Genomic DNA, 21,858 nt, shown 5'->3' on the forward strand with positions numbered 1-21,858 from the left:
CATCGGACCCGGTGGCATCTCGGCACTCTACGCACCGCGATGGAACATCCGGCAACTTCCCCCGGTCCGGGGGGACGGGGATGCGGGCCGGTCCTGACCCGCATCCCCGCTCCCATCGGATCAGAAACGCGCGATGGTCTTGGTGCGCACGAGGCTCGTCGTGTTGTTCTTCACCACGAGCCGCACGGTGACCTTCTTGCCCTTCCAGGCCTTCGGGATCTTGACCGTCCTGGAGACCGACTTCGGGCCGGCGACGCCGGAGCCCCTGACGACCTTGCGGACCGTCTTCCTGCCGAGCTTGGTGCTGAGCGTGGCCGTGTACTTCACGCGCCCCGTGCCGTTGAGCCAGACGACGTTGAGCTTCAGGGTGCTCTTCTTCGCGTTCTTGACGACGCCGAACCGCTTCAGGCCGAGCGTGAGCGCCTGCGGCGTCACGACCGGCGGGTTCACCGGCGGGGCCACGACCGGCGGGGCGACGACGGGCGGGGTGACGACGGGCGGGACCACCGGGGCGGCCGCGTCGGCGGCGCCGACCTTCAGCTGCCAGCCGGCGAGGGTGCCGGTGTCGACGCCGACGGTGTCCTGGACCGAGAGCGTCCAGACGCCGTTCGGGTCCATGCCGCGGAACGCCGCGAGGGCGCCCTCGGGCACGACCGCGCCGGCGGCGTCGGTCGCGTTGTTGACCAGCAGCGTCGCCGAGTCGTCGAAGGTGCGGTTGGTGTAGAACGGCGTCCCGCCACCGGCCCGCGACGCGATGAGCACCGAGCGCCCGGAGTGCGAGAGCCGGATGACCAGGTCGTCGGACACGGGGTGGCTGATGTTGGTCACCAGGTCCAGGTCGGTCAGGTACGTCTTGGCGCCGCTCACGGTGAGCGACGACACGAGCGGGCCCCCGGGCGCGTCCGGGATCGGCTGCGCGCCGGCGGAGCTCGACGCGGTGATCGTCGGGGCGACGGCCGGCGCCGCGTCCTGGGTGGCGAGGTCGAGCGACCAGCTGGCGAGGGTGCCGCCGTCGGGGTCGACGGTCGCGACGTCGTCCTTGGTGTCCGTGACCCGGAGGGTCCACGTGCCCCGCGGGTCGATGCCGACGAACCGGCCGAGGGAGCCCTCGGGCGTCAGGTCCGCCTGGGGCGCGTCCTCGCCGAGCAGGGCGGCCGTCAGGTCGCTCGCCGGGGTGAGGGACGAGTCGTCCCAGAGGGTGTTGCTGAAGACGTTGTCGGTGCCGCCGGCGCCGTTCGTGCCGCCGTCGATCAGCGTCACGGTGCGGGCGGGCTGCCCGGGGCGCGCCGGCGACGTCAGGGTGATCTCGAGGTCCCCGGACCCGCTGTGCGTGATGAACGTGCGCACGTCGACGTCGCGCAGGTACGACTGCGCCGACTCGGGGACGGTGATGGTGGACACGGCCGCGGGCGCGGTCGCGAGGGGGCCGATGGCCTTGTTGTTCTGCGCCGCGGTGCTGCTCGCGGTGAGGGCGGCGCCGTTGGCGCCCCCGGTCGGTGCCGGAGCCACGGCCAAGGCCCGCTCGGTCATCGTCAGCGCACCGACGCCGAGCACCGCGAGCGCGCTGCCCACGGCCAGGCTCCGTCCCAGGTGGTCTCGAACCGTCATCTCGACACTCCGTTCGTCAATCGCTTTCAGACCATCACGGATACTCGCGACGGCCCCGCGGCGCCGGGAGGGTCGGACGGGGGGTTCGGCGACTCGACTTTCGGAAGCAGCCTGGCCGAAAACGTCAGAACCCCCGATTCCGGGGGTCCGGCGTCAACCCCTCCAGCGGTCCCGGAAGCGGAGGAGGCCACCGAGGAAACCGGCGCCGTAGCCGATGTGCAGCGCCCCGAACACGATCGGGAGGTACCGCAGGTGGGACAGGCCCGACCGGCGGGCGATGCTGACCGACGCCCCGAGGTTGGCCAGGGCGTACACCCCGACGAGGAGAGCCCAGACGCGCCGCACGGGGCGGCTGAACGGCGCGAGCAGGGCGCCGCCGGCGAGCGCCGCGACGAACGCCGGCGGCGCGAACTGGCGGGCGCTCATCTGCTTCGGGTGCTTCTGCAGCACCCGGACCTTCCAGTGCCCGTACTGCCGGTACTGGCGGAAGAGCGTCCTCAGCGAGCTGCGGTTGTAGTACTGCGACCGGATCGCGTCGGTCAGCAGGATCCGCCCCCCCTGCGACGCGAGGCGGTAGTTGAACTCGTCGTCCTGGTTGCGGACCATCTCGGTGTCGAAGCGGCCGACCCGCTCGAACACCTCGCGGGGCCACGCCCCCATGTAGACCGAGTCGACCCAGTGCTCGCCGGTGGCGTAGTGGAACTGGGAGTTCCCGACGCCGAACGGCGAGGAGGTCGCCAGCGCGATCGCCGCGCCCACCGGCCCGTCGCTGACGGCGTCCATGCGCCCGCCGACGTTGTCGGCGCCCGTCGCGGCGAGCGCCGCGACGCACTGGGTGACGTAGTCGTCGTCGATGATGGTGTGGCCGTCGACGCGGACGACGACGTCGCCGGTCGCCCGGTCGAGGGCGGCGTTGAACCCGGTCGGGACGATCCGGCCGGGGTTGTCGACGATCTCGATCGTGTGGCGCGGGTGGGCCTCCGCGAGTCCCGCGATCACCTCGCGGGTCGCGTCGTCCGACATGCCGTCGGCGACGAGGACCTGCATGCGCTCGGCCGGGTAGTCCTGGCCGAGCACCGCCCCGAGGCTGCGCGCGATGAACGCCTCCTCGTTGCGGATCGGCATGATCACCGTGACCCGCGGCGGCTCACCGTTGCCGTTCACGACGCCGCGCTCACCCGAGGGTCCGCGACAGGCGGATGAACAGGGACTTGCCGCCCGACGCGGGCTTCAGGCCGGCGGTGATCGCCACCTTCGACCCGCGGGGCACGCCCGACACGTCGAAGCGGCACGACACCGACTTGCCCTGCACCACGACCTTGCGGCACTGGCCGAGGCGCTGCGACCCGTGACGCGCGGCCATGGTCACCTCGCCGCCGACCTTGGAGCGGACGCCGAGGACGAGCGGCCCGCCGGCGGCCCAGGTGGCCTGGGCCGACAGGGTGCTCGCCTGCGGGACCTTCCGCGCCAGGCGCACGCGGACGCCCTTCGCCTTCTTGCTCAGCGGGTCGAGGCTCGCGGCGACGACCACCGGCAGCGCGCGGTTCGCGCGGCGGACCGAGAACCGGCACTTCACGGCGGTGTTGCGCGCCGCGCGGCGGGTGCAGGCACCGAGGATGGTCGACCCGGACCGGGGGACGATCTTCACGCGGCCGGCGAGGCGGGTGCGCGCCGACACGACGAAGGTGTCACCGGATAACCACGAGATCGAGAGGCGCAGCGTCCGCAGCGCGCGCAGGGCGGGGGCGGACAGGGCCGGCGCCGACGCGGCGGGCGGCGTCGCGCCGCCGCCGGAACCCGAGGACCCACCGGGCACCGACGTGGGGCCCTTGCCGGCGCACGGGCTGCCGGCACGCAGCGAGAAGTCCTTCGCGGCGCGGTTCGTGAACAGCGGGTCGGCGACGATGTTGTTCGACACCGAGAAGCCGCGCTGGTTCTGGACGTTGCCCTCGGCGCCGTTCCAGAGGCAGTTGCCGTCGGCGCGGTTGCCGGAGCCGACGGGGCCGCCCCAGTAGGACTCGACGTTGGCCGTGTCCTTGGAGTTGCTGATGATGTTGTTCACCACGACGTTGTTGCTCGAGGCGGTCGAGCCCTCGCCGGAGAACGTGATCCCGCGGCCGTTGCCGTCGATCACGTTGTTCGCGACGTAGGTGCCCTGCGCGTCGGGGTAGAGGTGCACCCCGTAGTCGGCGTTGTCGTAGATGTAGTTGTTCGTGATGCGCACGTTGCGCGTCGTGTTCAGGTAGATCCCGTGGTCGAACCCGGTCGCCGGCAGGCGCCCGCACCCGTGGATGCGGTTGCCGTCGATGACGATGTCCTCGGCCACCCCCTCACCGGGCTTGCCCAGGTGGAAGCAGATGCCGTGGTTGTCGTCCGTGACCTCGTTGTTCGAGAACGTGATCCGGTCGCCGTTGACGCTCGGGTTGACCCGGAACGACGTGCGGCCGTTGATGATCAGGTTGGTGTAGACGATGTCCGTCGCGCCGTCCGGCACGTAGATCTCGCCGAGGAGCGTCGCCCGGCCCTCGCCGGGGCCACTCGTGATGGTGACGGGGTTCCCGGGCCGGCCGCTGCGGTTCGCGCGGAGGCGCTCGGAGAACGTGGTGCCGGGCTGGAGGCACCCGACCTCGCCGGGGGCGAGGCTGTCGAAGAGGCGCTGCGCCGTCCGGTAGGGGGACGACGCGGATCCGGAGGCGGAGTCGCTGCCACCCGAGGCGGCGTATCGCGTGCACGCCGGTGCGGCGGAGGCGATGTCGGGGGTCTGTGCGACGAAGAGCAGGGCGAGCGTTCCCAGCAGTGCGACGACGGCGACGCGGAGCGTGGGAAGGGAGAGCCGGGCCCCATGGGGCAAGACGGCGTCCTTTCGGTGGGCACGTAGCAATCGGCGCGACGTACGACGGCGGAGTGGGCACTCACCCCTTGCCGATCGCGTCACCTGGAGCGGCTGGGACGCCGGTCCGGTGCATGCCGCGCGGTCATGCCTTTCGATTGGAGGGCAGGAGTATGCCAAACGATCCCGACGCGTCAACGGTGGCCGACCGGTGTTCAGGAGCCGCGCAGACGGGTCGTGCCGCACAGGTGGGCCAGGATCGCGGCCCCCGCGGCGGACAGGGCGGCGCAGACGACGACCAGGGCGATGTACCGGGGGTGGGCGTCGGCGAAGGCCCCCGCCGACTCGTCCGGCAGGCGGTCGAGGGCGACCGCGCCGAGGATCGCGCAGAGCGCCGCGGCGCCGCCGGCGAGGGCGACCGGGGCCCACGGGGAGCGCCCGGGCCGCACCACCGGGGACCGCCCCGCGGCGGGGGCGAGGGCCACCACCAGGGCCGCCGCGGCGATCGAGACGAGCAGCGCGCCGAGCACGTCGCTGGGGTAGTGCCAGCCGAGCGCCATGACGCCGGCGGCGACCGACGTCGCGAACGCGGTGGCGACGATCCCGCCGGCCACGCGCCCGCGCGGGGGGAGGGCGATCACGAGGCCGAGGCCGAGCGACATCGCGACGGCGGCGTGACCGCTGGGGAAGGCGCCCTGGCTGGCGCGCAGCGCCTCGCCGCCGACCGGGTCGGTGGCGCCGAGCGCCGCCGCGAGGACCCACGCCGCGAGCGGCCCGGCGCCCGCCGCCGCCGCGACGACCCCGGCCCGGCGGACCCCGCCGAGGACGAGCGTGCCGAGCAGCAGCAGGACCCCGCTCGCCACGAAGACGATCTCGGTGACCTGGGAGAAGCGGTAGGAGGCCTCGTCGCGGAGGCGCCAGTCACCGACGATCTGGGGGAACCTCAGCTCGCGGTCGGCGCGCAGCAGGTCGTCGACCCCGAGCGCCAGGACGTAGACGAGCCCCGCGAGGACGAGGCAGCCGGCCGCGACGACGAGCAGGGCGGGGACCCGGACGCCCGGGCGGTGCGGGGCCGCCTCCGCGCCCGCGGCGCGGGGCCGCTCGGGTGCCTGGACGGCCTCGCTCACGCGCCCCGCGACGGCAGCGCGCCGCGCACCCGGAAGACGCTCGACAGGGCTCCGGACACCTTGAGGCGGAACATGTCCCACGTGTCGCGCGCCTCGAGGGGGACGCGGGGGATCTCGAGGGGCGACGCGCGCACCGCGTGGGCGGGGCACGGGCCCAGCTTCATGGTGAAGGCCATGGAGATCCCGGCGGAGCGGAGGGCGTCGAGCGTGGACGCGTCGTAGTCCCCGTTCGGGTAGGCGAACGCGCGCGACGGGCGCCCCGTGCGGGCGGCGGCCTCGCGGGCGGACCCGGCGACCTCGGCGCGTGCGCGATCGTCGTCGACGCGGGTGAGGATCGGGTGGTCGACGGTGTGGGGCTGGCACTCGACGCCGTGGGCGACGAGCTCGGCGACCTCCTCCCACCCCATGAAGAGGGGCGTCTCCGGCCGCGGCGCGGCGACCTCGAGCGCGTCCCGCAGCTCGTCCATCGCCTGCGCCCGCCGGTCGTCGGGCACGGCCTTCAGGTGCGCGAGCATCTCGGTGCGGACCGCGGCGCGCGCCGCGGGCCCCTCCAGGTCGCGGGGCCCGGCGAGGGGCAGCTCGGCGCGCGGGAGCGTCGTGCGGCCGAGCAGGTAGGAGAGCTCGTCCCACCACATGACGCGGTCGGTGCCGATGGCGCCGGTGACGATGAAGATCACCGCCGGCAGGCCCAGCTCCCGCAGCACGGGGAAGGCGTGGGCGTGGTTGTCGCGGTAGCCGTCGTCGAACGTGATCAGCGCGGGGCGGTCGGGCAGCGGGCGGCCCGTCGTGAGGTGCTCGTGCAGGTCGTCGAGGGAGATCACCGTGAACGCGCGGGCGACGTGGCGCATCTGGCGCTCGAACATCTCGGGGGTGGCGCTCACGACCCCCGGGTCGAACGCGAAGCCGGGGTCCGCGACGTCCGCGATGCGGTGGTAGGCGAGCGCGGTGAGGCGGTCGCGCCCCCAGAGGGCGTCGGTGACGGGGCGCGGCGACAGCGCGGCGAGGGCCGCGAGCGCACCACGGCGCGCGGCGGCGCGGCGGTCGCTCATGCGCCGGGGCGCGGTTTCGGCCGCGATCTGTCGATGAAGGGGGGATGCGACGATCGCACCACCCCCCGCCCTGCCCCCATCGCGGACTCCCCCGTCCTCGTCGGAACGCCCGGAGGCCTTCCCCGAGCCCGGTCATGAAAGCATGGAAGCACCCCCACGAAGGCATAGCGGGAGACCTATGCCTGCGACCCGTTTCGGGGTCACGAGCGCCGTGCCACTCTGGCGGCCGGATGTTTTCGTGGACACGAGTCACGACGCGGACCCGCCGGCAGGACCGGCGCGCCCGCAGGCGGGGAGGACGGCTTGTCCGATGAGAGGAGAGACATGAGCACGGATGCGGTACAGCCCCGCTCGATCGAGGGGGCGGCGGAGGCCTCCAGCCTGCCGGCGCCCGTGATCCTGGCCGGCGGCAAGGGAACCCGCCTGGCCCCGTTCACCTCCGTCCTGCCCAAGCCCCTGATGCCGCTCGGCGACGGGCCGATCCTCGACGTCCTGCTGCAGCAGCTCCACGCGCAGGGCTGGAACGAGGTCACCCTGGCCGTCGGCCACATGGCCGGCCTGATCCGCGCGTACTGCGGCGACGGCGAGCGCTACGGCATGGACGTCAGCTACATCCAGGAGACGACCCCCCTCGGCACCGTGGGCCCGCTGGCCTTCCTGCCCGAGGAGGTCCGCCGCCGCCGCCTGATCGTCATGAACGGCGACCTGCTCACCACCCTGCGCTTCCGCGACCTCGTCGCCGCGCACGAGGAGAGCGGCGCGGTGCTGTCCATCGCGGTCATGCGCCGTCCGATCAAGGTGGAGTTCGGCGTCCTCGACCTCGGCGAGAGCCTCGGCGCCGCCCGCGAGATCACGAGCTACCGCGAGAAGCCGGAGATCGAGTCCACCGTCTCGATGGGCGTCTACGTCTTCGAGCCCGAGGCCCTGGACTACGTGACCCCCGGCGAGCCGCTGGACATCCCGGCGCTGATCGGCCGCCTGCTGGCCGACGGCCGCCGCGTGGCCGGCTACCCGTTCGACGGCTACTGGCTCGACATCGGGCGCCACTCCGACTACCAGCAGGCGATCGACGACTTCGAGCGCATCCGCGAGAAGCTGCTCGCACCCGAGGGGGCCCGCGCGTGACCGACCAGCTCCCGCTCTCCGCCCCGAGCTTCGACGAGGCGGAGGCCCAGGCCGTCGCGGACGTCGTCCGCTCCGGCTGGCTGACCATGGGCCCCCGCACGGCGCAGTTCGAGGGCGAGTTCGCCACCTACGTCGGCTCGTCCGCCGGGGTGATGGCCTCGTCGTGCACCGCCGCGCTCCACCTCGCGTTCGCCGCCCTCGACCTCGGTCCGGGCGACGAGGTGATCGTGCCGTCGCTGACGTTCGTGGCCACGGCGAACGCCGTCGCCTACACCGGCGCGACGCCGGTCTTCGCCGACATCGTGTCCCCCGAGGTCCCCCTGATCGACCCGGAGGCCGTCCGCGCGCTGATCACGCCGCGGACGAAGGCGATCTGCCCGGTGCACTACGCCGGGTACGTGGCCGACATGGTCGCCCTGCGGGCGCTCTGCGACCGCCACGGCCTCGCCCTCGTCGAGGACGCGGCCCACTCCCCCGGCGCGCGGTCGCCGGAGGGCCCCGCCGGGTCGCTCGGCGACATCTCGTGCTTCTCGTTCTTCTCGAACAAGAACCTCGTGACCGGCGAGGGCGGCATGTGCACGTCCGACGACGAGCGCCTCGTCGCGAGGATGCGGCTGCTCCGGGCGCACGGCATGACGGCGACGAGCTGGGACCGCGAGCGCGGCCACGCCAGCGGCTACGACGTCGTCGAGCGCGGCTACAACTACCGTCCGAGCGAGCTGGAGGCCGCCCTCGGCCTGGTGCAGCTCGGCAAGCTCCCCGGCATGCTGGCCCGCCGGCGCGCGCTCGTCGGCATGTACCGCCGCGGGCTCGAGCGGGTGCCCGAGGCCGGGTTCATCCCGTTCACGGCGGAGGGCGACGCGCTCAGCTCGTGCCACATCCTCCCGCTGGTCACCCCCGACCCCGAGGCCCGCGAGGACGTCCGCGCGGCGGCCGCGGCGGCGGGTGTGCAGACCAGCGTCCACTACCAGCCGGTGCACCAGTTCAAGGTGTTCCAGCCGCAGGAGTCGCTGCCCATCACGGAGGACTACGCGCGGCGTGAGGTGACGCTGCCCCTGTACCCCGGGATGGCCGACTCCGACGTCGACCGGGTCCTCGACCTGTTCCCGGTCCGCGCACGCGCAGGAGTGGCGTAAACCCACCGATCCGCCCCGGAGTCAGCGGACTCCGGGGCGTCGAGCGGGGGTCGCGGTCGCGCGCGTGAGCGCCCGCGTGAGGGGAGGGTCCGGGCGGGGCGCCATCGAAACCCCTCCGGGGGGTCAGTGGTGACCTAGCCGACCGACCCGCGCGGGGGGAGGCCCCCTCCGCCTACCTTTCCATCCATGAGCACTCACGCCGCATTCCGCACCGACCAGCACCTGGTCTCCCCCGCCTCCGCCGAGATCACCGGCCGGACCCGGGGCCCCCGCCTCACCGGGGCCATCCAGGCGCTCGTCGCCGCCCTCGTGGCGGCCAACATCGTCCTCTGGCTGACCGAGGCCTCCACCGGCCTCGCCCTCGCCATCGGCGCCGCCCTCGGCATCGTCTCGGCGGCCGTCGTCTCCTGGACCGTCCCGCCCGGCGAGCGCGGCCGCGCGGTCCTGGTGCGGCGTTACCGGCTCGGCCACTGCGCCGGCGCGGTGCTCTCCATCGCCATGCTCCTCGCCATCCTCGGCGGCAGCGTCATCGACGGCCTCACGGCCGCCGGCGCCCTGACCCTCGCGGTCGCCGCCACCGGCTCCGCCTGGCTCGTCGCCGCCGGCATGGACCGCGTCTTCGGCCGCGCCCGCCGCGTCCTCGTGGTCGGCACGGGCGAGGTCGCCCAGCACCTGATCGACTCGCTCCCCGAGGGCCGCCGCGGCTTCGAGGTCGTCGGCACCGTCGATGACCAGCGCCTCCCCTCGGGTGCCGAGGCCCACGGCGCCGCCCAGCTCGGCGACATCACCGAGCTCGGCGAGCTCGTCTCCCGCCACTCCGCGGACCTGGTCGTCTTCTGCTTCGTCGGGTCGCCCGACCGCGACCTGCAGGACGCCGTCAACGCCAGCCGCGCCGCCGGCGCCCAGGTGGCCGTCGTCTCCCGCCTCTTCGAGGGCCTGCAGGGCTCGCTGTCCCTGCGCCGCCTCGAGGGCCTGCCGGTCCTCGTCGCGGGCTCGACCCGCCCGTCGCGCAGCACCGAGATCGCCCAGCGCGTCACCGACATCGTGCTCTCCTCGACGATGCTCCTCCTGACGGCCCCGCTCTGGGCCGCCCTGGCGGTCGCCATCAAGCTCGAGTCCAAGGGCCCGGTGCTCTACCGCGCCAAGCGGATCGGCCGCGACGAGCAGCCCTTCCCGATGCTCAAGTTCCGCAAGATGTACGACGGCGCCCAGGGCCCCGCCCTGACGATGGGCCAGGACGACCGCTTCACCCGGATGGGCCGCTTCCTCGCCCACTCCAAGCTCGACGAGCTGCCGCAGCTCTGGAACGTGCTGAAGGGCGACATGAGCTTCGTCGGCCCCCGGCCCGAGGACGCCCGCTACGTGCAGGCGCACCACGAGGCCTACCGCCGCGTCCTCACCGTCCGCCCGGGCATCACCGGCCTCAGCCAGATCCGCTACCGCAACGAGTTCGAGCACCTCGTCGGCGACGACTTCGAGGCCTTCTACCTCAACACGCTGCTGCCGACCAAGCTCGCGATCGACCAGTACTACGTGGACCACCAGAGCTGGGTGCTCGACATGAAGTGCATCCTCTGGACCGGCGTCGCCCTCCTGCGGGGCGGGGAGCTGCAGCTCAGCGAGCTCACCGACCACGTCGCGTTCCGTCAGCCGAAGCCGCGCCGCCTGCAGGCGTCGATGGAGCTGGCGAACGTCGAGGACATGAGCCGCGCCGCCTGATCGTCCCCCGGCCTCCCGGCCGGGACGCACCACGACGAAGGGCCCGGACCTGCATCAGGTCCGGGCCCTTCGTCGTCGACGGACGGGGTCGCCCGCCTCCCCCGCGGGGGGACGGACGAGCGGGCCCGCCCCCGGCGGGGGGACGGACCCGCGCCGCTAGTTGCGGAAGCGGCCGGCCTTCGGGTCGGGGAAGGCGCCGAGGCGGGCTTGCGCGATGATCTGGTCCATGCCGGTCGGCACGGTCCAGGTCGTCGAGTACCCGAGCTCGTCGGCGATCCGCTGGAAACTGACCTTGTACGAGCGGGGGTCCTCGTTGATGTCGACCCACTTCGCCTCGAGCTCCGGGAGCCGCTCCTTCAGGAGCTCGTACATCATCCCCTTGGTGTAGTTCTCGCCCGAGTCGCCCACGTTGTAGACGCGGCCGATGCTCTTCTCCGGGGTCGCGAGCACGAGCTCGATGGCCCGTGCGGCGTCCTCGACGTGGACGTAGGGGCGCCAGAACTGCTCGCCGTAGATCTCGAGGACGCCGTCCTGCAGCGCCTCGATGGTGAACTGGTTGACGGTGAGGTCGAACCGCATGCGCGGCGCGACGCCGTAGACCGTCGCGAAGCGGCAGACCGTCGCCGGCAGCTCGGTCTCGGCGAGGAGCGCCTTCTCGACGGCGACCTTCGTCTCGGCGTAGAGGGAGACCGGGTTCAGGTCGCCGTCCTCGGTCACCAGGGTGTCGGTGTCCGAGACGCCGTAGTTGCTGCACGTCGACACGAACACGAAGTGCTTGATGCCGGCCTTCTTGCTGGCGGCGATCAGGTCCTGGCTGGCGCCCACGTTGATCGCGCGGGTGCGCTCCGGGTCGCGCTTGCCGGCGGGGTCGCCGACGACCGCGGCCAGGTGGACGACGGCATCCGACGTCGCGAGCAGTGGCTCGAGGGCCGCCGTGTCACGGACGTCGGCCCGCACCATGGTGAAACGAGGGTGGTCGAGGATCTCGCGGACGCCTTCGGCGCCGTGGTCCATCTCGCAGAGGTCCACTCCCACCACGGAGGTCTCGGGGTCGGCGAGCAAGCGCCGGGTGAGCGTTCCGCCCACGTACCCCGCGGCCCCGGTGACAAGGATTGTTCTCACGTTGCTCCCGTTCGTCGGTATGCTCCCCAATCGGCCGGGACGCTGTCCCGATGGACCAGATCGGGCCGCGGACTTTACACCTTGAGCGGTGCGTCCCGATCGCCCCGACCGGCGGTCGCCGACCGGTCCCGGGGCTGTCGTGGACGCGACGCGGCGGCGGAGCGGGGGACGACATGACGGTGGCGGGTGGCGGTGAGGCGCGTACGTCCCGGGCGGCCGGCGACGGGGTCCTCCCCCGGCTGGCCCAGGCGGGGTGGGACGACCTGGTCGGCGCCCACGCGCCGGCCGACCCCCTGCGCCGCACGGCGTGGCTCACGGCCTGGCGCGCGGAGGCGGGCGCCTCCGTGGCGCCGCGCTGCGTGATCGTCGACCGCGGCCGCGCCCCGGTGGCGATCGCGCCCCTCGAGGTCGCGACGCGCGGGGGCCTGCGCCTGGTGCGGCACCTCGGCCAGGGGGACGCCTGGTTCCACATCGCCCCCCCGGCGGCCGACGCCGACGCCCTCGCGGTGCTGCTCTCGGCCATCGCCGCCGAGCCGGGCGACATCCTGCAGCTCGACGGCTTCGCCGCCGACGAGGACACCGTCGCCGCGCTCCGGACCGCGATCCCCGGGGTGCGCCTCACGGCGGGCGAGACGTGGCGGCTCGAGGTGGCCGACCCGCCGCGGTCGGTGCGCAAGCGCCGCAAGGAGGTCGGCCGGGCCCAGCGGCGCGCCGCCGAGCGGGGCGTGTCGCTGGCGGTCGACGTGACCGGCGACTGGTCGGAGATCGGGCCGCGCCTGCCGGCGCTGCTCGACTTCCACGCCGCCCACTTCCCGGGCGAGGGCGACAACCTGCTCGCCGGCCCCGGCGTGCGGCGCCGCTTCACCGAGCGGGCGATCGCCGCGATGGGCGCGGAGGGCCGGGTGCGGCTGGCGGAGGTGCGGGTCGAGGGCGGGGCGATGGTGGCCTGGGACCTCGCCCTGGTCGGCGACGGCGGGTCCGCCGTGGCGTACGCCGGGGCGTTCGACCGCGACCGCGACGACGTCACCATGCTCGGCTGGATCTCGATGCTGGCGATGATCGAGGCGCTCGAGGCCGAGGGCGTCGGTCTGGTGGACTTCGGGCCGGGACCGGCCCCCTACAAGGACCTGATCTCGCGTGCCGTGCCGCTGGTGCGGGCCACGGCGCCGCTGTCCCTGCGGGGCCGCGCCGCCCTCGGCGCCCACCGGGCGGGGACGGCGCTGCAGGAGCTGCGTGCACGGCGACGGGGGGAGGACGGGTGAGCGGGCGGCCCCTGAAGGTCGTGATGCTGATCGAGTCGGTCCGCGGCGGCGGGGCCGAGCGGTTCACCGTGGGCCTGGCGCGCGCGCTCGACGACGGCCCCGACTGCGACGTCGTGGTCTGCGCGAGCCGGGACGCGGGACGCAACCGCGAGCCGATCGCCCACGAGACCGGCGTGCGGGTGCTGATGCTCGGGCGGCGGCGCACGCTGTCCCCCCTCGCCTGGCTGCCGCTGATCCGGCACCTGCGGCGCGAGCGGGTCGACGTCCTCCACTCGCACATGTTCGGCTCGAACGTCTGGGCGGTCCTGATCGGCCGCCTCGCACGCGTGCCGGTGGTGATCGCGACGGAGCACTCGTGGACGTACGAGGGCCAGCGGGTGCGGAAGCTCCTCGACGGATACTGGATCGGCCGCCTCGCCACGGCGTTCGTCGCCGTGTCGCCCGAGGACGCCCGCCGGATGGTGGAGATCGAGCACGTCCCCGCCCGCCGGGTGCGGACGATCGGCACCGGGCTGCTGCGCGACCCCGCCGAGCTGCAGTCCGCGCCGGGGGGCCTCCGCGAGGAGCTCGGGCTGCCGCCGGGGACGCCCCTCGTGGGCGCGATCGCGATGCTGCGCCCGATGAAGGCGGTCGACGTCCTGGTGGCGGCCTTCGCCCGGCTGCGGGAGCGGGTTCCCGGCGCGCACCTGGCGATCGCCGGCGACGGTCCGCTGCGACCGGAGGTGGAGGCCCAGATCGCGGAGCTCGGCGTCGGCGACGCCGTGCACCTGCTGGGGGTGCGCGAGGACGTCGCGGACATCCTGCGGTCGCTCGACGTCGTCGTGCTGCCCTCCGACTCCGAGGGCAGCCCGATCGCCCTGATCGAGGCGATGGTCGCCGGGCGGGCCATCGTGGCGTCGCGCGTCGGCGGCATGCCCTGGATCCTCGGCGAGGGCGACTGCGGCGTGCTCGTCCCGCCGCGCACCCCCGACGTGCTGGCGGGCGCGATCGCCGACCTGCTCGAGGACCCCGCCCGGCGCGAGGAGCTGGGCGCGCGGGCCCGGGAGCGCGCCCTCGCGGACTTCACGCTGGAGAGCGTCGCCGGCCAGTGGGCCGCCCTGTACCGGGAGCTGCGCGGGTGAGGCCACCGGAACGGTGGTGGCAGGTTTTCGGTGGTACTAGACTCCTTCCGTGACGCCGTCCGGACGCCTCGTCAGGTGCCTCTCGCCGTTCCTGGTGGTCGTGGTGCTGCTCGTCGCGGCCAGCGTCGCCGCCGGCCAGCAGATCCAGGTCCCCGGCGGTCCCGACCCGATCCCGCCGTCGGTCCAGCCCGACCCGGCGCCCACGCCGGCGCCCGCGCCACGGCCGACGCCGGCGCCCACGCCCGTCGCCCCCGCACCGACCCCGGAGCCCGAGCCCGACCCGGGTGCCGAGGAGCCGGTCGAGCCGGCGGGCCCGAGCGCCGCCGACCTCCAGCGCCAGCGCGAGGCCCGCGAGCGGGCCGCCCGCGAGCGGCGCGAGCGTGCCGCGGCCGCGCGGCGCGAGCGCCTGCGCCGGGAGGCCGAGCAGCGCCGCATCGAGGAGGCCCGCGCGCGCCGGGAGGCCGAGATCGCCGCGCAGCGCGAACGGGACCGCGCGATCCTCGCCGCGGCGCAGGCCCGCGACGAGGGAGCCGCGCCCGCGGCCGACTCGGGCGGCGGGGCCGGGCCGGTCTCGCTGCTCGCCTGGCTCCTCGGCGCGGCGGTCCTCGTCGGCGCCGTCGCCGCCGTCCCGTTCCTGCGCCGCACCCCCTCGCCCCGGCCGGTCGGCGCCTTCGCCGCCGTCGTCGCCGAACGCCGCACCGAGATCGTCTGCGGCATCGTCGCCCTCGCGTCCGGGATCGGGTTGCTGCTGTTCCTGACCGGCCAGTAGGCCGCCCGCGCCGATAGGGTGCCGTCGCGATGACGACACCCGCACCCACCGACGCCCCGCGCGTCGCCTACGTCATGTCGGCGTTCCCGACGGTGACCGAGACCTTCATCCTGTTCGAGATCCTCGAGCTGGAGCGCACCGGCGTCCACGTCGAGATCTTCCCGCTGCGTCCCCGCGGCGAGGAGACCTCGCACCCCGAGGCCGGCCCGCTGGTGGCGCGCACCCGCTACGCGAAGCTGGCGTCGCTGCCGACCCTCGCGGCCCAGGTCCACTGGCTCCGTCGCGACCCGGGGGCCTACCTCGGCGCCTGGTGGCGCGCCCTGCGGGGGAACGCCCGCTCGCGGCCGTTCCTCGTCCGGGCCATCGCCGTCGTCCCCCTCGCCGCCCGGTTCGCGCGGGAGATGCAGGCCCTCGGGGTGCAGCACGTCCACGCGCACTGGGCGACGCACCCCGCCCTCGCCGCGAACGTCGTGCACCACCTGACGGGCCTGCCGTACAGCTTCACGGCGCACGCCCACGACATCTACATCGACCGCTCGATGCTGGAGGAGAAGATCCGCGACGCGAGCTTCGTCGTGACGATCTCCGACTTCAACCGGCGCATGCTCGAGGACCTCTACGGGTCGTGGGCGGCCGACAAGACCTCGGTGATCCGCTGCGGCGTCGACCTGAGCGCCTTCACCCCGCGCCCCGCGCGGGAGCCGCACGAGCCGTTCACGGTGTCGTGCATCGCGGGCCTCCGCGAGAAGAAGGGCCAGCTCCACCTGGTCGAGGCCGTCGGGATGCTGCGGGCCGAGGGACGCCCGGTGCGGTGCCTGCTCGTCGGCGACGGCGAGATGCGGGGCGCCATCGAGGCGCGCGTCGCGGAGCTCGGCCTCGGCGACGACGTGGTGCTGATGGGTCACCGCAGCCGCGACGAGGTCAGCGCCACCCTCCGCGACAGCGACGCCATGGTGCTGCCGAGCGTCACGACCGGCGACGGCGACATGGAGGGGATCCCCGTCGCGCTGATGGAGGCCCTCGCCAGCGAGGTGCCCGTCGTCGCGTCGTCCCTCTCCGGCATCCCGGAGCTCGTCCGCGACGGGGAGACGGGGCTGCTCGTCGCCGAGGGCGACGCCGCGGGCATCGCGGCGGCGATCCGGCGGCTCCGCGACGACCCGGAGGGGGCGGCGCGGATGGCGGCGGCCGGCCGGGAGCGGGTGCTCGACGCCTACGAGCTGGCGCGCAACACCGGCGAGCTGCGGCGCATGATCACCTGGTCGTACAACCCGCCGGTGACGGGGGGCTGAGCCCCGGGGCGGCGCGCGCGGCGCCGCCCCGGGTCCGGTCCATCAGCGACGGGCGAGGAGCCGCTCGACGAGCGTGGCGCGCCGAACCGTCGCCCGCGCGAGGACCTCGGTGGCGCGGACCTGGCCGATCGTCGCCGGCACCCGCCGGGGGACGACGGTGCGCGGCACCGCGTCGCTGCGACCGCTGACGCGGTTCAGCAGGATCGTGACGCGACGGAGGGCGTCCGCCGCGCCCATGCGGGTGGCGCGCATCTCGGCGGCCGACACCCGCGGGCGGGTCGTCAGGGCCTCCGGGACGGCGGCGGTGCGGGTGCCGAGCACGCGCCGCTCGAGACGGCCGACCCGCGTGAGCAGGCGGACCACCATGCGGCGGTGCGTGACGACCTGACCCTGCGTCGGGCGGGCGGCGGGGCCGAGGACCCGCTGGCGCGGCGTGAGGGGCTGCGACATCGAGCGGTCACCGGAGTCCGGGCTGGTGCGCGACCTCGGCTTCAGCGGGTTCGAGACCGGCGTGGAGGGGACGGGCACGTCGGGCGGGCCGAGGGACGGCGGCGGCGACGGGGTCAGCCCCGCGGCGGGGACCTTGCCGAGGCAGGGGCTGCCGGCGCGGAGGGTGAAGTCCTTGGCGGCCCGGTTCGTGAACATCGGGTCGGCGGTGATGTTGTCGGAGGCGGTGAAGCCACCGTTGGAGAGGTTCACGTTGCCGGTGCGGCCGTTGAACATGCAGTTGCGGTCGGCGCGGTTGCCGACACCGACACCCGACGCCCACCACGACTCGACGTTGCTCTTGACCAGCGAGTTGCTGATCACGTTGTTCTCGACGAGGTTGTTGCTCGACACCAGGCCACCCTCACCCGAGAACGTCACCCCACGGCCGTTGCCGTCGATGACGTTGTTGGCGACGTAGGTGCGGTTCGCCCCCGGGTACAGGTGCACCCCGTAGTCGGCGTTGTCGAAGATCAGGTTGTTGGTGATGCGGGTGTCGTAGGCGTGGTTGACGTAGATGCCGTGGTCGAAGCCGGTCGCCGGCATCCGCCCGCACCGGAAGATCCGGTTCGAGTCGACGACCACCCCGTAGGCGATCCCCGACCCGATGTTCGAGCCGATGTGCAGGCAGATCGCGGTGTTGTCGTTGGTGATGTCGTTGTTGCGGAACACCACCCGGTCACCCTGGACGTCGGGGCTGACCCGGGCGCCGGAGGTCCGGCCGTTGATCACCAGGCCGTCGAAGACGACGTCGTTGGCGGCCTCGGGGACCCATGTCTTGCCGAGGATCGTCGCCTTCGCCCCACCGGGGGCGGTGGTGAGGGTGATGCCGCTGCGGTTCACCTTCACGCCACCGAACGTCGCCCCCGGCTGGAGGCACCCGACCTGACCCGAGCTCAGTGAGTCCACGAGCTTCTGGGAGGTGCGGAACGGGGCGGACTCGGTGCCGGCGGCGGAGTCGCTGCCGGACAGGGACGCGTACTTGGTGCACGCGGGTGCCGCGGCGGCGGGCGACGCCGGCGCGAGGGCCACGAGGGCGACGGCCGCCAACGCGGCACCGGCGACCCACACCGGCAACGCGCGACGGACAGGACGGGCACGGACCATGAGGTCTTCCTCCGTGAAGATCGCGAGGGCCCTGTCGGGGCGACGCTCTGACCGCTTGCCGGCCCGCGCCGGGCACTCCCCGGACCACTCGTTGCGTACCCCTTCATCGGGTCCGCGGGGGAGCGTCTTGAGACCCCCGGGCCACCGCGTCGCCCCCCGGGGGGTGGCGACGCGGTGGCGGGTGGGGCTCAGCGCGTGAGGGTGACGGCGTCCATGTAGAACGCGTCGCCGCTGACGGCGCCGGCCTGGCCGACGTAGACCTCGATCTGGTTGCCCGAGGCCTGGGCGGTGAGGCTGCCGGTGACCGGGGCGAACGTGCCGCCCAGCGTCACCGTGGGACCGGCGACGGTCCGCAGGATGGTGCCGGCGGCCGAGCGCTCGCGGAGGTAGAGCTTCACCTGCTTGCCGGTGGCCGAGGCCGTGGCGGCCCTCACCATCGCGCGGCCGGTGTAGAGCGCGCCGCCGGTGGCCGAGGTCACCGAGGTCGGGGCGTCATCGACCGTGAACGCGGTGCCCGTCGTCTGGGCGACCCGGGCGACGTAGGAGCCCGCCGGGGCGTCGGCGAGGGCGACGCGGGTGAGACCCGCCTGCCAGGTGGTCCACCCCGTCACGCCCGACTCGAACGAGCCGTTGGCGACGGAGTCGCTGCCACCGGTGCTCGGCGGCGGGGCGGGGACGACCGGGGCCGCCGTGACGCTCAGCGTGCGGCTGGTCGTCGAGGAGGCGCCGTCGTCGTCGGTGACGCGCAGGCCGACCGTGACGTCACCGGCGCTGGCGTAGCTGCGGGTCGCGGTCGCGCCCGTCGCGTCGTCGTAGGCGCCGTCGCCGTCGAGGTCCCAGGCGCGGGAGGCGATGGTGCCGTCCGCGTCGGTGGAGGAGTCGGTGAACGTGACCGCCACGCCCGTCTGCGGGGCGAGGCTGCTCGCCGTGAACGACGCCGCCGGGGCCGTGTTGGCCGGGGGCGGGGGCGGGGGCGGGGTGGTGGTGGAGCCGGTGCCGAGGGTGACGGCGTCCATGTAGAACGCGTCCCCGGCGGCCGCGGCGGACTGGCCGACGTAGACCTCGATCTGGTTGCCGGTCGCCTGGGCCGTCAGCGTCGCCGTGACGGGGCCGAAGCCCGAGCCGAGCGTGGCGACGGGGCTCGCGACGGTCCGCAGGGTGGTGCCGGCGGCCGAGCGCTCGCGGAGGTAGAGCTTCACCTGCTTGCCGGTGGCCGAGGCCGTGGCGGCCCTCACCATCGCGCGGCCGGTGTAGAGCGCGCCGCCGGTGGCCGAGGTCACCGAGGTCGGGGCGTCATCGACCGTGAACGCGGTGCCCGTCGTCTGGGCGACCCGGGCGACGTAGGAGCCCGCCGGGGCGTCGGCGAGGGCGACGCGGGTGAGGCCCGCCTGCCAGGTGGTCCACCCCGTCACGCCCGACTCGAACGAGCCGTTGGCGACGGAGTCGCTGCCACCGGTGCTCGGCGGCGGGGCGGGGACGACCGGGGCCGCCGTGACGCTCAGCGTGCGGCTGGTCGTCGAGGAGGCGCCGTCGTCGTCGGTGACGCGCAGGCCGACCGTGACGTCACCGGCGCTGGCGTAGCTGCGGGTCGCGGTCGCGCCCGTCGCGTCGTCGTAGGCGCCGTCGCCGTCGAGGTCCCAGGCGCGGGAGGCGATGGTGCCGTCCGCGTCGGTGGAGGAGTCGGTGAACGTGACCGCCACGCCCGTCTGCGGGGCGAGGCTGCTCGCCGTGAACGACGCCGCGGGGGCGACGTTCGACGCGGGGGGCGGCGCGGGGACCGTCGTGCCCGTCGTCGGGACCTTGCCGATGCAGGGGCTGCCGGCGCGGAGGGTGAAGTCCTTGGCGGCCCGGTTCGTGAACATCGGGTCGGCGGTGATGTTGTCGGAGGCGGTGAAGCCACCGTTGGAGAGGTTCACGTTGCCGGTGCGGCCGTTGAACATGCAGTTGCGGTCGGCGCGGTTGCCGACACCGACACCCGACGCCCACCACGACTCGACGTTGCTCTTGACCAGCGAGTTGCTGATCACGTTGTTCTCGACGAGGTTGTTGCTCGACACCAGGCCACCCTCACCCGAGAACGTCACCCCACGGCCGTTGCCGTCGATGACGTTGTTGGCGACGTAGGTGCGGTTCGCCCCCGGGTACAGGTGCACCCCGTAGTCGGCGTTGTCGAAGATCAGGTTGTTGGTGATGCGGGTGTCGTAGGCGTGGTTGACGTAGATGCCGTGGTCGAAGCCGGTCGCCGGCATCCGCCCGCACCGGAAGATCCGGTTCGAGTCGACGACCACCCCGTAGGCGATCCCCGACCCGATGTTCGAGCCGATGTGCAGGCAGATCGCGGTGTTGTCGTTGGTGATGTCGTTGTTGCGGAACACCACCCGGTCACCCTGGACGTCGGGGCTGACCCGGGCGCCGGAGGTCCGGCCGTTGATCACCAGGCCGTCGAAGACGACGTCGTTGGCGGCCTCGGGGACCCATGTCTTGCCGAGGATCGTCGCCTTCGCCCCACCGGGGGCGGTGGTGAGGGTGATGCCGCTGCGGTTCACCTTCACGCCACCGAACGTCGCCCCCGGCTGGAGGCACCCGACCTGACCCGAGCTCAGTGAGTCCACGAGCTTCTGGGAGGTGCGGAACGGGGCGGACTCGGTGCCGGCGGCGGAGTCGCTGCCGGACAGGGACGCGTACTTGGTGCACGCGGGTGCCGCGGCGGCGGGCGACGCCGGCGCGAGGGCCACGAGGGCGACGGCCGCCAACGCGGCACCGGCGACCCACGCCGGCAACGCGCGACGGACAGGACGGGCACGGACCATGAGGTCTTCCTCCGAGAGGCATGCGCAACCGACGCCGTCGGCGGGACCTGGTCGGGCGCGCGGGCATGCGCGGCCGGCCGGGCACGGTCCCGGGGGAGCGGCGGTGGCGACGAGGGGACGTGGGCACGAGCGCCGGTGGGTCCGGGTCCCGATGCCCCCTCACTGCCGCGGAACTGCGGGAGGACGGAGGGGGCGGGGTGTCCCGGTGACCGGAGCGTCCCCTAGCTATCGGACGGGTCCGCCACCCTCTTGAGGGGTCTCGCCATCCGTCGCGAAGGGCACGGCGCCCGCGCCGGCGGGGACCATCCGGGCCGAGAGCCGCCGTCCGGTGGCCGCCGCCTCCTCGCACGCCGGGCAGACCCTCTCCCCCGGCCGCCCGTCGACGACCCCGTCGGCGGTCGCGCCGCCGTGCCCCGGGTCGATGGCGCACAGCCCCGCGAAGATGTCCCCGCGGGGGTGCGGGGCGCCGACGCGCTCCGCCACGCCGGTGAGGGTCGCGAGGCCCTCGTCGATGCGGGCGTCGAGGGCCTCGACGGCGGCGGGGGTGCGGGCCTCGGCCGCCTGGGCGACGATCTCCGCGTAGCCGCCGAGGGCCGCCTGGACGTGGCGGCGCTCCTCGTCCGGCAGCCCCGGGAAGCCGGCGAGGCCGATGGCGTGCGCCCGGAGGGCGTCGAGCCGCACCCGGGCGCGGGCGCGCCGCTCGGCGAGGTCGCGGCGCTCGCGGCGGGTCGCGCGGCCCGCCCCCATCGCGACCGCCCACCCGCCGCCGAGGAGGCCGAGCAGCAGGAGGGTCGCGGCGGGACGCCACGACCGGCCGTTCCCGTCGGGGAGTGGCACCGCGACGACCTCCGCCGCGCGGGCGAGGCGCTCGACGGGGTTCGCGATCGCCCCGACGCCGGCCTCGCGGAGCCGGACGGTCATCTCGGCGGTGCTGCGCGGCCCGACGGAGGCGACGCCGCCGCCGCGTCGGGTGACGAGGAGGGTGCCCCCGAAGCCGAGGTCCTGCGCGAGGCTGCGCGCGTACGCCTGCAGCGACGGGGCGCCCACCGGGCCGAGGACCACCGCGAGCTTCACCGGCCGCTCCTCCGCCCGCAGGGCGGCGGCGAGCTGCGCGAGGGCGGCCTGCTCCGCGGCGGCCGCGGTGCCGAGGACGCGGGGGCTGACGTACGCGTCGCCCTGCGCGAGGGCCGTCGCCGCGGGGTCGGTCGCCGCGGCCCCGGGGGCCGCGACCGCGAGGACCGTGCCGAGGGTCGCCACCGCGACGAGGAGGGCCCGGCGCAGCCGCCCGGTCACGCGGT

Annotated in this window: 16 protein-coding genes; 7 read left to right on the top strand and 9 right to left on the bottom strand. The window is 74.4% G+C overall.

Features of this window, described 5'->3' with window-relative positions; all coding sequences use genetic code 11:
* Window positions 1-120: 120 nt before the first annotated feature.
* The 5 genes from IU369_RS15375 to IU369_RS15395 form a co-directional block, all read right to left on the bottom strand.
* The gene (locus tag IU369_RS15375; protein WP_217921863.1) at window positions 121-1,608 is read right to left on the bottom strand and encodes a proprotein convertase P-domain-containing protein; all 1,488 of its coding nucleotides are present in this window, start codon (window positions 1,606-1,608) and stop codon (window positions 121-123) included.
* Window positions 1,609-1,761: 153 nt separating this feature from the next.
* Window positions 1,762-2,772, bottom strand: coding sequence for a glycosyltransferase family 2 protein (locus tag IU369_RS15380; protein WP_217921864.1), 1,011 nt, complete (start codon window positions 2,770-2,772; stop codon window positions 1,762-1,764).
* Window positions 2,773-2,782: 10 nt separating this feature from the next.
* A complete protein-coding gene (locus tag IU369_RS15385) occupies window positions 2,783-4,459 on the bottom strand; it encodes a NosD domain-containing protein (RefSeq protein WP_217921865.1) in 1,677 nt (558 codons plus the stop codon).
* 194 nt (window positions 4,460-4,653) lie between these two features.
* Window positions 4,654-5,565: a phosphatase PAP2 family protein gene (locus tag IU369_RS15390; protein ID WP_217921866.1), complete on the bottom strand. Its 912-nt coding sequence runs from the start codon at window positions 5,563-5,565 to the stop codon at window positions 4,654-4,656.
* A complete protein-coding gene (locus IU369_RS15395; protein ID WP_217921867.1) occupies window positions 5,562-6,614 on the bottom strand; it encodes a polysaccharide deacetylase family protein in 1,053 nt (350 codons plus the stop codon). Before IU369_RS15395 ends, IU369_RS15390 begins: the two co-directional genes overlap by 4 nt.
* Before the next feature lie 324 nt (window positions 6,615-6,938).
* On the opposite strand from IU369_RS15395, the gene IU369_RS15400 reads away from it, so the two are divergent.
* The 3 genes from IU369_RS15400 (at window position 6,939) to IU369_RS15410 (ending at window position 10,594) form a co-directional block, all read left to right on the top strand.
* Window positions 6,939-7,739, top strand: a complete 801-nt coding sequence (locus IU369_RS15400) for a sugar phosphate nucleotidyltransferase (protein ID WP_217921868.1) — start codon at window positions 6,939-6,941, stop codon at window positions 7,737-7,739.
* Window positions 7,736-8,875 carry a DegT/DnrJ/EryC1/StrS family aminotransferase gene (locus IU369_RS15405; protein ID WP_217921869.1) on the top strand — a complete coding sequence of 380 codons (1,140 nt, stop codon included), beginning with the start codon at window positions 7,736-7,738 and terminating at the stop codon, window positions 8,873-8,875. Before IU369_RS15400 ends, IU369_RS15405 begins: the two co-directional genes overlap by 4 nt.
* Before the next feature lie 186 nt (window positions 8,876-9,061).
* Entirely contained in the window at window positions 9,062-10,594 is a 1,533-nt protein-coding gene (locus tag IU369_RS15410; protein WP_217921870.1) for a sugar transferase, read from the top strand.
* Window positions 10,595-10,750: 156 nt separating this feature from the next.
* Here the strand turns inward: IU369_RS15410 and IU369_RS15415 are convergent, their stop codons facing one another.
* The gene (locus IU369_RS15415) at window positions 10,751-11,716 is read right to left on the bottom strand and encodes an NAD-dependent epimerase/dehydratase family protein (protein WP_217921871.1); all 966 of its coding nucleotides are present in this window, start codon (window positions 11,714-11,716) and stop codon (window positions 10,751-10,753) included.
* Between the two features lie 173 nt (window positions 11,717-11,889).
* Here IU369_RS15415 and IU369_RS15420 point away from each other — a divergent pair, with 173 nt between their 5' ends.
* From IU369_RS15420 to IU369_RS15435, 4 genes are read left to right on the top strand one after another with little or no spacing between them, the layout of a single operon-like run.
* The gene (locus IU369_RS15420) at window positions 11,890-12,978 is read left to right on the top strand and encodes a GNAT family N-acetyltransferase (protein ID WP_217921872.1); all 1,089 of its coding nucleotides are present in this window, start codon (window positions 11,890-11,892) and stop codon (window positions 12,976-12,978) included.
* Entirely contained in the window at window positions 12,975-14,099 is a 1,125-nt protein-coding gene (locus IU369_RS15425; protein ID WP_217921873.1) for a glycosyltransferase, read from the top strand. Before IU369_RS15420 ends, IU369_RS15425 begins: the two co-directional genes overlap by 4 nt.
* 49 nt (window positions 14,100-14,148) lie before the next feature.
* Window positions 14,149-14,868 (top strand): hypothetical protein, encoded by a 720-nt coding sequence (locus IU369_RS15430; protein ID WP_217921874.1) that lies wholly within the window; start codon window positions 14,149-14,151, stop codon window positions 14,866-14,868.
* A gap of 29 nt (window positions 14,869-14,897) precedes the next feature.
* Window positions 14,898-16,157, top strand: coding sequence for a glycosyltransferase (locus tag IU369_RS15435; RefSeq protein ID WP_217921875.1), 1,260 nt, complete (start codon window positions 14,898-14,900; stop codon window positions 16,155-16,157).
* A 42-nt stretch (window positions 16,158-16,199) separates the two neighbouring features.
* Here the strand turns inward: IU369_RS15435 and IU369_RS15440 are convergent, their stop codons facing one another.
* The 3 genes from IU369_RS15440 to IU369_RS15450 form a co-directional block, all read right to left on the bottom strand.
* Window positions 16,200-17,750, bottom strand: coding sequence for a right-handed parallel beta-helix repeat-containing protein (locus IU369_RS15440; RefSeq protein WP_217921876.1), 1,551 nt, complete (start codon window positions 17,748-17,750; stop codon window positions 16,200-16,202).
* 188 nt (window positions 17,751-17,938) lie between these two features.
* On the bottom strand, window positions 17,939-20,560 hold the full coding sequence (locus IU369_RS15445; RefSeq protein ID WP_217921877.1) for a PKD domain-containing protein: 2,622 nt from the start codon (window positions 20,558-20,560) through the stop codon (window positions 17,939-17,941).
* Window positions 20,561-20,785: 225 nt separating this feature from the next.
* On the bottom strand, window positions 20,786-21,853 hold the full coding sequence (locus IU369_RS15450) for a hypothetical protein (protein ID WP_217921878.1): 1,068 nt from the start codon (window positions 21,851-21,853) through the stop codon (window positions 20,786-20,788).
* Window positions 21,854-21,858 lie beyond the last annotated feature (5 nt).

This window comes from Miltoncostaea oceani (assembly GCF_018141545.1).
Lineage (GTDB): Bacteria > Actinomycetota > Thermoleophilia > Miltoncostaeales > Miltoncostaeaceae > Miltoncostaea > Miltoncostaea oceani.